This window comes from Pseudomonas sp. D1HM (assembly GCF_019266105.1).
GTDB classification, from domain to species: Bacteria; Pseudomonadota; Gammaproteobacteria; order Pseudomonadales; family Pseudomonadaceae; genus Aquipseudomonas; species Aquipseudomonas taetrolens.
This window is the reverse complement of record NZ_LRMN01000005.1, coordinates 41019-52770: the sequence shown is the minus strand read 5'-3', so window position 1 is coordinate 52770 and position 11752 is coordinate 41019. Positions and strand designations below refer to the sequence as shown.

The following is an 11752-nucleotide window of genomic DNA, read 5'->3' as shown; positions in this document are numbered from 1 at the left end:
CTAATGACAGCTGCTGATTGAGCGATAACTATTTGTCATCCCCCATGCTGCCATCTCTGACTACCATCATTTCCCGCTTGCGACTCAAGCAACTGCGGCTGCTGATCGCCCTGGACGAATTCGGTTCGCTGCACAAGGCCGCAGAGTCCGTGGCCATTACCCAGCCTGGCGCGACGCGGGCGCTCCACGAAATAGAATCGACCCTCGGTTCGACCTTGTTCGAGCGCACCAGCAAAGGCCTGGTCGCCAACGATCTGGGGCGTTGCGTGATCCGTTATGCGCGCTTGATCCACACCGACGTGGCCCATTTGCGCGAAGAAATGCTCGGCATCATGCAAGGCCACGGTGGTCGATTGTCCGTTGGCGTGATCATGGGCGCGGTGCCGGTGCTGGTGGAGTGCCTGGCGCGCTTGCGGGCCAAACAGCCGGAACTCTCGGTCGAGATTGTCGAGGACACCAGCGCCCGTTTGCTGGCGTTGCTCGATGAAGGGCGGCTGGATCTGGCCATTTGCCGAAGCAGTGTCAGCAAACACCCGGCCGCCTACGACTGCCGGCTCCGCGATCAGGAGCCGTTGATTGTGGTGGCCAACACCGGCCACCGATTTGCTGCGAGCGAGTCGTTGGTGCTGAGCGACCTGGCCGATTCACGCTGGGTGGTGTTCCCGGTCAACATGCCCATGCGCTTGACTCTGGAACGTGAATTTCGTGAAGCCGGGCTCAACTTCCCGACGTACCCGATCGAAACGTCTTCAACCTTCACCACCCTGTCATTGCTCCTGCAAGACCCGCAACTGGTGGCGGTGATGCCGGTCGACGTGGCGCGTATGGCCGTCACCCACGGCATGCTGGTGCACCTGCCGCTGGAGCTGAAGTCCCGCAGTGAACCCTACGAAATTGTTACCCGCCAAGGCGTCGCACTGACCGCGCCGACCCTATTGTTGATTGACGAGTTGACCCAACAACAGCAGGGCTAAGCACCTCAGGCTTTATCGGAGCGCTTGGCATCCCAGGCGCTCATTGCCTGCGTCACTGCAGCGTCCAGTACGGCATGCGGCACACCATCCCGGGCCAGGGTTGTCAGCCCGAGCAAAAAACTTTCGAACAGCGTGGCCAACGCCGCTGCATCCGTTTGTGCGGTCAGCTCGGATGAAGCCATGCCGCGCTCGACACAGGCCAGGAAGCCTGCCCGGTTGCGGGCCCGGGCGGCGGCGAGCGGAGCGCATATCGCAACGGTTTCTGGCGAGCAGGCACTGAGTAGCCCCAAGGCCACCAGACATCCTCGTGGATGATCAGGCTCGCATTGCATCCTGGCCGACCGGCGCATGGCCAGTTCGATGGCATCTCGCGGGGGCAGGGCCGTGTCGAGCAGGCTTTCGGTCACGCGTCCGTGAGTGTTCAGATAACGCTCCATCACCTCTTTGAACAAGGCTTCCTTGGAGCCAAAGGCCGCGTAAAAACTGGGCGCGGAAATGCCGGAGCCCATATTGGCCTTGAGCTGGCTCAGGGACGTTGAATCGTAGCCATGCTCCCAAAACAGGTGCATGGCTTGTGTGATTGCAGCATCGCGGTCGAACGTACGCGGGCGACCCATCTGTGCCATGTCAGTCTCCTTGATTCTCATACATCGATACTATTCGATACAAAAGTCATTGACCAATACCTTTTGCGTGGTCAACATCTGTACCTATCGATACATAACTAGCAAGGCGGTACGGCACATGGCAGTTGATCAACACAGACCGGCGCGACTTCCCCTCGGGGCACTCCTTGCCCTCGCGATGACCGGGTTTATATGCATTGCGACCGAGACGTTGCCCGCCGGTTTGTTAAATGAAATCAGCCAAGGGCTGGAGGTGTCCTCAGCACTGGCGGGGCAAATGGTGACGGTGTTCGCGCTGGGTTCGTTGCTGGCGGCCATTCCGCTGACCATTGCCACTCAGGGCTGGCGCCGGCGCAACGTGCTGCTGCTGACAATTGTGGGCTTTCTGGTGTTCAACTCGATCACCGCGTGGTCCGCCGATTATGGTGTAACGCTGGTGGCCCGCTTTTTTGCCGGAGCCTCGGCCGGTCTGGCCTGGAGCCTGCTCGCGGGTTATGCACGGCGTATGGTCGCCCCGCATCAACAGGGCCGGGCCATGGCGGTGGCGATGCTGGGTGCGCCGATTGCCCTGTCGCTGGGTGTGCCGCTGGGAACCTGGCTGGGGACATTAATGGGCTGGCGGACCACCTTCGGTTTGATGTCGATCCTGACGCTGATACTGATTGTCTGGGTGCTGGTCAAAGTACCGGATTATCCCGGCCAGTCTTCGGATCAACGCATCGGGCTGCGCCGAGTGCTGTTCACCCCGGGCGTGCGTTCGGTGCTCGCCGTGGTGATTGCCTGGATGCTGGCGCACAACATTCTCTACACCTACATCGCCCCGTTCGTGACCCCCGCCGGGCTCGATGCTGAGGTCGATCGGGTACTGCTGGTGTTCGGACTGGCCGCGCTGGTCGGGATCTGGCTGACCGGCCGGCTGGTGGACCGGCATTTGCGCACGACCGTACTGGCTTGCCTGGGGGCGTTCGCGGCGATCGCCTTGCTGTTTGGTTTGTTTGCCCGGTCTTCGGCCGTGGTGTATGCCGGTATTTTCGTCTGGGGACTGTCCTTTGGCGGAGCCGCGACCCTGTTGCAAACGGCCTTGGCTGACACCGCAGGCGAGGGCGCGGATGTCGCGTTGTCGATGAACGTGGTTGCCTGGAACGGCGCAATAGCCGTGGGTGCATTGACCGGGGGCGTGCTGCTCGATCAGGTGGGCGTCGGGGTCTTTCCCTGGGTGTTGCTGGTGTTGTTGTTGATGGGGCTGTGGATTGTCTTTAACGCGAGGACTCATGGCTTTGTGCAAGGCCAAAGGCAAGCAGACCAGGGGGTTGTCGGGCATTGAACAGGGGCATCACTCCCGTCGTCTGACGGAGCCCCGGTTCGATGCGCGAGCGGCTTCTCGTGATGGCGTCGAGGTTGCGGACAACCCGGCATCACCACCGGTGTGACCTTGCGCTGTTGAGGCGAAGTTCAGCTCACCTGGCCGCCGGTTTCCAGTACATCGTGCTCGGTGTTCAGGGCGGTGAGGACAGCTACTCGCAGCCCTTCAACCAACGTCTCCAACGCCATGGATGGCAGGGCAGAGCCCGCCTGTGCCGCCTGCAGTGGCAGCCAGGGCACATGGATGAAACCGCTGCGCACCCCTGAACCCGCAAGGGCATGTTGCAGGCTGTAGAACACCTGGTTACAGACAAAGGTGCCTGCGCTGTGCGACACCGAGGCAGGAATCCCTGCGGCCCGCAATGCGCGGACCATGGCCTTGATCGGCAGGCTGCAAAAGTACGCTGCCGGCGCCCCGGGCACGACAGGGGTGTCGATCGGCTGATGACCGAGGTTGTCGGGTATGCGCGCGTCGTTCAGGTTGATTGCCACGCGTTCGATGGACACGTCACTGCGCCCCTGGGCCAGCCCGACAGCAATCACCAGGATCGGCTGCACGTCTGCCAGGCATTGGCGCAGGCGTTCCGGGGCCTGCTCGAACGCGCAGGGTAACTGGCGGGCGACGATGCGCACATCGTCGCTCAGCAGGGTGCCGTCCAGACGGCGCACGGCTTCCCAGGACGGATTGAGCGTGTCCTGGTCGAACGCTTCGAAACCGGTCAGGAGTACGGTATGCATGGCCACCTCACATCAGCAGGTAAAGAAGGACGATGTTGACCACCAGCATCATCAGCGCCGTGGGCATCTGCGCCTTGATGACGGCGTACTTGTCCGGCAGCTCCAGCAGGGCCACGGGGACGATGTTGAAGTTGGCCGCCATCGGCGTCATCAATGTGCCGCAGTAGCCGGAAAACATGCCGATAGCGGCCATCACGGCCGGGTTGGCGTCGTAAATCCCCACCAGCACCGGTACGCCGACACCGCCCGTCATCACCGGGAAGGCGGCGAAACCGTTGCCCATGATCACCGTGAACAGGGCCATGCCCAAGACATAGACCATCACCGCCACCAGGCGGTAGTCCATATTGATGTACGCCGTTGCCACGTGAGCCACCGCGGTACCGACCCCGGCGTCATTGAACAGCAGGCCGAGCATGGCCAGCATTTGGGGCAGCACCATGGTCCAGCCAAGGGCTTCGGTGAGACGTCGCGATTCACGCAAACCCTGCAACGGTGTGTCACGGGTCAGAATACAGGCCAGGACCAGGGCCACGATGCAGCCCATGCCCAATGAAACGAAGGTGGTGTTCTTCGGGTCGAGCAGCGGCACACCACCGATGTGGGTGTTTTTGAGCAGGATCGAACCGATCACGGTGACCAGCGGAATCGACAGGGCCGGAATGAACAGTTTATGGCCGAGGCGACCTGCGCTCGCCCGAGCAGCGCTGACGTGCAATTCGGCATGGCCGCCACGGCCTACGCCACCGGTGCCGGCAATCGCCGCCATGATCAGCACGCCGACCCCGACCACAAACGGCGACAACCGATCGCCGATCAGGAACACCAGGGCGAACAGGGCCCAGAACAGGGCGCTGCTCCAGCGCTTGGGATGGCTGCTGTCGCTGGCAATCATGCCGGCTGTAATCAGCAACAGGACACCGGCCAGCCAGTAGAAGTACTCAATCGAAATAATCATTTGGCCACCTGTGGCGAGACGTCTGCCTGGACGACTTCGCCCATGCTGCGCGATAGCATCAGATCAAAGCGGTACAGCCGTAGCGCATGCACGATAAAGGCACAGATCGCCGTTGGAATGCCCCAGAAGGCGATGTGCAGCGGTTCGACGTCGAGGCCGGAACCGAGCAAAAAGGTGTGCATCAGAGCGATGGCACCAAAGGCGACGAATACGTCTTCACCAAAGAACAGCCCCACGTTATCGGTGGCTGCGCACATGGCGAGTACCTTCTGCCGCACGGCAGGCGGCAGTTTGCCGTACTTGTTCTCGGCAGCGCCTTCGGCCATCGGAGCCAGCAACGGGCGTACCATCTGCGGATGACCGCCGAGGCTGGTCAAACCGACTGCAGCGGTGGTCTCGCGCACGAACAGGTACATGATGAGCAAGCGACCGACCGTGGCACGCTGAAAGCCGGCGATCCAGTTTTGCGCGTGCAGGCGCAGGCCATGCCGCTCCAGCAAGCCGATCACGGCCAGTGGCAACAGCAGGATCAATTGCAGGGCGCGGGTTTCCAGGAAGCCTTCGCCCATGAGGGTGATGATTTTTTCCAGGGGGAAGTTGGCGGCAAAGCCGGTGACAATCGCCGCGAGGGTGACCACCAGCAATGGATTGAAACGCAGCACAAAGCCCGCGACGATGACGAACACGCCTAGCAAGGGCCATAGATTGACGACGGTTTGCATGGGGAAGGAATCCCTTGGCTGGTTGCTGCAACGCCAGGGCAGGCTAGCGCGAGCAAGGCGAAAGCGGTCGGGCTCACTTTCGCAAAATCGGTACGCTGCCGGACTCAGCGTGTTTTTTTATTGTTGACACCCGCTTGGCGGGAGTCATTTGGGCGTTATCTTTGGTGGCTTTGCGTGAGGCGTCCAGTCAATAAAAGTTGTCACCGCTGAACAGAAAATGTTTTACCAATCACCGACTTAAGCCGACTGGCCTGAGTCACCGGCAACGGTTTACAGTGCCGACCCGGTTTGGCTGATGTGAGGGCTCCAATATGAACATGCGATTTCTTCTGACATTCGTTTGGGTGGCACGCCTTGGCAGTTTTCGCCTGACCGCAGAAAAGCTTTCCAGTACCCAGGCGGCCATTTCCAGTCGAATTTCAGTCCTTGAAACCGAGCTGGGCGTGCAATTGTTTCAGCGTGATTCACGCGGCGTAAACCTGACCCGCGAAGGCCATAAAGTCCTGGGCTATGCCGAGGAAATGCTGGCGACCCAGCAGCGCTTGCTGCAGTCGCTCGGGCAGGCCGACAGCTTTGCCGGACGCTTGCGCATCGGCGTGATGGACACGGTGATCCACAGCTGGCTGAGTGAGCTGATCAGCGCCCTGAGCCGTGATTACCCGCAGGTGGAAGTCGAACTGACGGCCGATACGGCGCTTAACCTGAACGAGCAATTGCTTAAAGGTCAGCTGGATCTGATTTTTCAGACTGACCTGTTACGTGCCGACGGGGTGCGTAATGTGCAATTGGCCCATTACCCTCTGAGTTGGGTGGTTGCCAAGGAGGGCGTGCTGGATCGCCCTTATGAGAGTCTGGCGGATTTGTGCCAGGAGCGTTTGCTGACCTTTTCCCGGCAGTCGCGGCCCCATCAGGACATGCTCAACTTCCTGCATCAGCAGGGCATCACCGCACCACGGGTCAGCTGTATCAACTCGGTGGCGGCGATCATCAAGCTGGTTGCAGACGGATTCGGCATCGGCGCCTTGCCCCCGGTGCTGGTCAGCCGAGAACTGCAGAGCGGCACCATGATCGCCTTGCCGATCGAAGCTGCACCGGGTTTTTCGGTGTATGCCAGCTGGCGGGCAGGGGCGGGCCTGGAGCTGAACGAGGCGGTGGTCAAACTGAGCCAGAGCGTGGTGCAAGCCTATCAGCGCAGCGTCCAGCCAGCGCATCTGATATTGCCCTGAGCAACTGATCCGCATTTTCCGTCGTCACCTGCATCTGTTATGTACTCAGCAGTCGGCAGACAATAAGGCCCAACGCAACGGGACATGAGCCTGAAATGCTGATCACAGGGTGTCAGCGCCTGCTCTGTACCTGTTTTAAATTGAGCGGATGAGGGGAACACGTATGGCCAAGATGGGATGGTTTTTAGGCGGCTTTCTAGTACTGACCGTGGGTATCGGTATTCTGGCGACCATTCCGCCGGGCTGATTCGCAGGTCGGAGCAACACCTGTGGCGGGCATGGCTGATTGCCCGCTCGGCCTGAACAGTTGCAGAAGGCTCTATTCAAGTCCTCCACAAGGCATGACTGGCAATACGTGTCGGCATTGTGCTGCCCGACTGCCCACGCGCTCAGTGACGCGACGCGGGCAAGCCACTCTCCCGGCGGGGATCAGATCATCTCAAACACAGGTTTTCAGTGCCTGTGTGATGTCGGCCAGCAAATCGTCAATATCCTCCAGCCCGACCGACAGGCGCACCAGGCCTTCGCTGATGCCGTGTCGCGCGCGCTCTTCACGGGTGTAAGTGGAGTGGGTCATGCTGGCCGGATGCTGTGCCAGTGATTCTGCGCTGCCCAGGCTGACCGCACGGCTAAACAGTTGCAGGGCGTTCATGAAGTGCCGACCGGTCTCCAGGCCACCCTTGAGCTCAAAGGCAATCATGCCTCCTGACTGTTTCATTTGCCGTGAGGCCAGTGTGTATTGAGCGAAGGAGGGCAGGCCGGGGTAGATCACGGACTCGATGGCGGGATGACTTTCAAGATACTGCGCGATGGCCAGGGCGTTGCTGCAGTGGCGGTCCATGCGCAAGGTCAGGGTTTTCAGGCCGCGCATCAGCAGGTTGGCATCCTGTGGCGACAGCACGGCGCCCGTCAGGTCCTTGCGCCCTTGCAAGCGAATGCGGTCAGCCAGCGCCTGGCTGGCGACGACAATGCCGGCAGTGATATCGCCGTGCCCGCTCAGGTATTTGGTGGCCGAATGCACCACGATGTCCGCGCCCATTTCCAGCGGTCGTTGTAAGTACGGGGTGCAGAAAGTGTTGTCGATGACCACCAGTAGATCGTCGTGGTTATGGGCAATGCTGGCAACGGCGTTGATATCCATCAACTGCATGCTGGGGTTGGCCGGGCTTTCAAAGTAGATCATGCGAGTGGCCGGGCTGATGGCTGCCTCCAGTTCGGCCAGGTCTGACATGTCGACATGTTTGACCTCCACCCCGAACTCGCCGATGCCGTGATGCAGCAGGGCAAAGGTGCAGCCGTACAGCGTGCGGTTGACGATGATTTCGTCGCCCGGTCTGAGCAACGTCCAAAAGGTCGCCGCAATCGCACCCATGCCGGAGCTGAAGGCCACTGCCGCTTCACCGTTTTCCAGAGACGCCATGCGCGACTCAAGCAGGGCCAGGGTCGGGTTGGAAATGCGGGTATAGAAATGGCCGCTCTCTTCACCGGCAAAACAACTGGCCCCGTATTCGGCCGTCGGAAAAGCGAAGGTTGTGGTGAGGTAGATGGGCGCAATCAATGCACCGCCATTTTCCAGTGGGTCGTAACCGTGGTGAATGGCCCGTGTCGAAAAACCGAAGTCACTTTTTATATCTTTCATGGCGGACTCTCCGATATTTCCTACGATGCTATGCTCAAACTCAACGTAAAAAATTCCAAATGGGCCTGCCGAACAAGGTTTTATTGGGATAAAAAGCTGTCGCTTCGCCTATTGGAGGCAAAACATGCCGCTCAGCCTGGACAGAACCGATAAAGCCTTGCTTAGCGCCTTGCAAGGCAACGCCCGATTAACCGTCGCAGAGCTGTCGGAGCGGGTTTCCCTGACCACCTCGCCGTGTTGGCGACGGGTAAAAATGCTGGAAGACAGTGGGCTGATCACCGGCTACCAAGCGATTATTTCACCCAAGGAACTGGGTTATGGCGTGACGGCGTTTGTCAGTCTGATGATGGCTTCGCACTCCCGTGAAACAGCCCGCAGCTTCGAACAACGGTTATTGGAAATCCCTGAAATCGTGGCCTGTCACAACATCTCCGGTCGTTATGACTTCTTGCTGGAGGTGGTGGCCAAAGATCTGGAGTCGTTCGGGGAATTTACCCGTGAAGTGCTGCAGACCTTGCCGGCGGTCAAAGAAATCTATTCAAGCTTTTCGTTCAAGTCGATCAAGCCACTGCGTGTCATCCCGGTTTTGTAATCGGCGAGCAACGCCCTCTGTAAGGTTAATCCCAAAGCCGGGTTGCAAAGCTCTCTTCATGTGCCTGGCCGCGCTCTAGAGCACGCGTGGGTGCTTCACTTTTGATTCCTTTGAAACAAGAGCGATGCCCATGTTGAGCCGAGAAATAATGCTGCAGCTTTTCCCTGACAGTACCGCGTTCACAGACGCACACCTGGACATGTTGCAGAGCGTCGCTGCCCGGCGACAGATCAACACCCCCCGGCGTCTGGCCGCTTTTTTATCCCAGGTCGGCCATGAAAGTGCGGGGTTCAGTCTTATGCTTGAAAACCTCAACTACAGCGCGAAAGGCCTTGCTGCGACCTGGGGTAACCGCTTTGCGCAGACCGATGCGGCCGGCAATTACGTGCAGGTCATGGAAGACGGACGTTTGAGGCGGGTGCCGAATGCCGAGGCGGAAAAAATCCAGCGCAAGCCGCAGGTCATTGCCAACCGGGTGTACAGCGAGCGTCTGGGTAATGGTGACGCCTCCACGGGCGATGGCTGGCGCTACCGGGGACGGGGTTTGATCCAGATCACCGGCAAGACCAATTACCGGCACTGCAGTCTGGGTTTGTTCGGTGATGAACGCTTGCTCGCGACCCCGCAACTGCTCGAAGAAGGTCGCTGGGCGATCGAGTCGGCCGGGTGGTACTGGCACTGGCGGCAAGTGAATGCATTGGCAGAGGGTGGTGATTTCTCGCGTGTCACTCAGGCCATCAATGGCGGCCTCAATGGTCATGCCCAACGTGCGGAGGTGTTCCAGAAGGCACTGCGGCTGTTGGATAAATATGCTGTAACAGCAGGCAATGAGCACTGATCAGGCCATAATGCCCGCGCATTATCCCCAGCCATGCAGGAGTTCTTGAGCCGTGATGTTTGAATTAAAACCGATGGACCCGCAGCGGTATCGCCAACAGACCCGACGCAGCACGCTTTATATCGCGCTGACCTTTGCGGTGTTGTCGCTGCTGGTCTCCGGGCTGGCGGTCATGCTGTGGGGGGAGCCGCAGGGTGACAATTTCCGCTTGAACCTGGGCGGGGTCATTGTGGCCCTGGGCCTGACGGTCGCCTGGGTGCGCTATTACGCCTGGTCGCAGCCGTGGATGGCACCGGCGGTCTACGGCTGGCAGCTCAAGCGCAGCCTGATGAAAGTGACGAATGTCATGCACCACGTCACGGCGGGCGTCATGGCCGGCGATGTGAGTGCAATGAAGTTGCTGCGCTTTTATCACCTGGGCATCACCCAGATGTACCAGCTGGATGCCAACTCCAGTGCGCTGAGCCAGATGGTGCGTGAAATTGATGTGCACAAGGCTCGCCTTGAAGCGCTCGGCATCGAGACCGGACAGACACGGCTGGACCCGGCCTGGCTTGAGGCGGTGAAGGCGTTTTCGCCTTTGAAGTGATTCATCGATGGGCCGGCCAAGCGATGTGCGCAGTGATCCAGGCGCTTCGCTCAACAGGCCCCATTGGGGGAAGACGGGTTAGCTGATCACCCGATAACACGGCACATACGCAGCGCCGCCAGGGAGTTTCATGCGGTGCTGTTCGACAAACGCTTGCAGCAGTTTGTCCAGAGGACCCATCACGGCAGCGTCGCCATGAATTTCATAAGGCCCGAACTGCTCGATCATATGAATGCCTTTCTCTTTTACGTTCCCTGACACGATCCCGGAGAAGGCCTGGCGCAGATTGATTGCCAGCTCATGCGGGGGCAGGTCGCGACGCAGTTGCAGCGCCGCCATGTTGGCGTGCGTCGGGTCGAACGGACGCTGAAAACCTTCATCGATTTTCAACAGCCAGTTGAAGTGAAACGCGTCATTGCGCTCGCGGCGGAACTGCTTCACCGCCTTGAGGCCTGCCGTCATCTGGCGGGCCACCTCGGCCGGATTGTCGATGATGATCTGGTAATGCTGCTGTGCCGCTTCACCCAGCGTGGCCCCCACAAATTCATGCAGTTGCTGGAGATAGGGTGCGGAATCCTTTGGCCCGGTCAACACCACCGGGAACGGTACTTCACTGTTGTCGGGGTGCATCAGGATGCCGAGCAGGTACAGAAACTCTTCGGCTGTCCCGGCACCGCCCGGGAAAATGATCACGCCGTGGCCAACCCGGACAAATGCTTCTAGACGTTTCTCGATGTCCGGCAGGATCACCAGCTCGTTGACGATGGGGTTTGGCGCTTCGGCAGCGATGATGCCCGGCTCGGTAAGCCCCAGATAGCGTCCACCGACCAGACGCTGTTTGGCGTGGGAAATGGTCGCGCCTTTCATGGGCCCCTTCATCACGCCGGGGCCGCAACCGGTGCAGATATCCAGGCTGCGCAGGCCCAGTTCGTGGCCAACTTTCTTGGTGTACTTGTACTCTTCGGTGCTGATCGAGTGACCGCCCCAGCACACGACAATCTTGGGCTCGACGCCCGGACGCAGCGTGCGCGCGTTGCGTAACAGGTGGAACACGTAGTCGGTGATGCCTTGCGAGTTGCTCAGGTCAATGCGCGGGCTGTCGAGGCCGCTTTGGGTGTAGACAATGTCGCGCAGGGCGCTGAACAGCATCTCCCGGGTACTGGCGATCATTTCGCCGTCTACAAACGCGTCAGCGGGAGCATTCAGCAACTCGAGGCGTACGCCACGGTCTTGCTGATGGATGCGGACCTCGAAGTCCTGGTATGCCTCAAGAATGGTTTTTGCGTTGTCGACGTGAGCACCGGTATTGAGAATAGCCAGTACGCATTGGCGAAACAGTGTGTAGCTGGAGCCTGAGCCCACTTCGCTGAGTTGCTGGACTTCACGTTGTGAAAGCGTCTCCAGGCTGCCTTTTGGGCTGACCGAAGCGTTGATGACGTGTCTTTGGACCATAATTGACTTCCTGTGAGCAGGGCAAAAAGTTGCTTG

General features: G+C 59.7%; 12 protein-coding genes. 6 read left to right on the top strand and 6 right to left on the bottom strand.

Annotated features, from left to right (window positions below):
- The first annotated feature begins 44 nt into the window (after positions 1-44).
- Complete coding sequence (locus tag AWM69_RS07340; protein WP_218726117.1) at positions 45-974, top strand: LysR family transcriptional regulator; 930 nt, start codon at positions 45-47, stop codon at positions 972-974.
- A 5-nt stretch (positions 975-979) separates the two neighbouring features.
- Here AWM69_RS07340 and AWM69_RS07335 read toward each other — a convergent pair whose 3' ends face one another.
- Positions 980-1600, bottom strand: a complete 621-nt coding sequence (locus AWM69_RS07335) for a TetR/AcrR family transcriptional regulator (RefSeq protein ID WP_218726116.1) — start codon at positions 1598-1600, stop codon at positions 980-982.
- A 118-nt stretch (positions 1601-1718) separates the two neighbouring features.
- On the opposite strand from AWM69_RS07335, the gene AWM69_RS07330 reads away from it, so the two are divergent.
- Positions 1719-2924, top strand: coding sequence for an MFS transporter (locus tag AWM69_RS07330; protein ID WP_218726115.1), 1206 nt, complete (start codon positions 1719-1721; stop codon positions 2922-2924).
- Positions 2925-3052: 128 nt separating this feature from the next.
- Here the strand turns inward: AWM69_RS07330 and pcp are convergent, their stop codons facing one another.
- The 3 genes from pcp to AWM69_RS07315 are packed head-to-tail and all read right to left on the bottom strand — an operon-like array spanning position 3053 to position 5380.
- Complete coding sequence (pcp, locus tag AWM69_RS07325) at positions 3053-3700, bottom strand: pyroglutamyl-peptidase I (protein ID WP_218726114.1); 648 nt, start codon at positions 3698-3700, stop codon at positions 3053-3055.
- A 7-nt stretch (positions 3701-3707) separates the two neighbouring features.
- Positions 3708-4658 carry a DUF979 domain-containing protein gene (locus tag AWM69_RS07320; RefSeq protein ID WP_131652995.1) on the bottom strand — a complete coding sequence of 317 codons (951 nt, stop codon included), beginning with the start codon at positions 4656-4658 and terminating at the stop codon, positions 3708-3710.
- Positions 4655-5380 (bottom strand): DUF969 domain-containing protein, encoded by a 726-nt coding sequence (locus AWM69_RS07315; protein WP_131652994.1) that lies wholly within the window; start codon positions 5378-5380, stop codon positions 4655-4657. The genes AWM69_RS07320 and AWM69_RS07315 overlap by 4 nt, the downstream gene beginning before the upstream one ends.
- 311 nt (positions 5381-5691) lie before the next feature.
- Between AWM69_RS07315 and AWM69_RS07310 the strand changes: the two genes are divergently transcribed.
- Positions 5692-6606: a LysR family transcriptional regulator gene (locus AWM69_RS07310; protein ID WP_131652993.1), complete on the top strand. Its 915-nt coding sequence runs from the start codon at positions 5692-5694 to the stop codon at positions 6604-6606.
- A 439-nt stretch (positions 6607-7045) separates the two neighbouring features.
- Here the strand turns inward: AWM69_RS07310 and AWM69_RS07305 are convergent, their stop codons facing one another.
- Positions 7046-8245 carry a methionine gamma-lyase gene (locus AWM69_RS07305; protein WP_218726113.1) on the bottom strand — a complete coding sequence of 400 codons (1200 nt, stop codon included), beginning with the start codon at positions 8243-8245 and terminating at the stop codon, positions 7046-7048.
- A gap of 124 nt (positions 8246-8369) precedes the next feature.
- On the opposite strand from AWM69_RS07305, the gene AWM69_RS07300 reads away from it, so the two are divergent.
- The 3 genes from AWM69_RS07300 (at position 8370) to AWM69_RS07290 (ending at position 10264) form a co-directional block, all read left to right on the top strand.
- On the top strand, positions 8370-8837 hold the full coding sequence (locus AWM69_RS07300) for an Lrp/AsnC family transcriptional regulator (RefSeq protein ID WP_218726112.1): 468 nt from the start codon (positions 8370-8372) through the stop codon (positions 8835-8837).
- 148 nt (positions 8838-8985) lie between these two features.
- A complete protein-coding gene (locus AWM69_RS07295; RefSeq protein ID WP_256930233.1) occupies positions 8986-9675 on the top strand; it encodes a glycoside hydrolase family 19 protein in 690 nt (229 codons plus the stop codon).
- Positions 9676-9730: 55 nt separating this feature from the next.
- Positions 9731-10264, top strand: a complete 534-nt coding sequence (locus AWM69_RS07290; protein WP_218726152.1) for a DUF3087 domain-containing protein — start codon at positions 9731-9733, stop codon at positions 10262-10264.
- A 78-nt stretch (positions 10265-10342) separates the two neighbouring features.
- On the opposite strand, the gene ppnN is transcribed toward AWM69_RS07290, so the two are convergent.
- Positions 10343-11716 (bottom strand): nucleotide 5'-monophosphate nucleosidase PpnN, encoded by a 1374-nt coding sequence (gene ppnN / locus AWM69_RS07285; protein WP_048383329.1) that lies wholly within the window; start codon positions 11714-11716, stop codon positions 10343-10345.
- Positions 11717-11752: the final 36 nt, after the last annotated feature.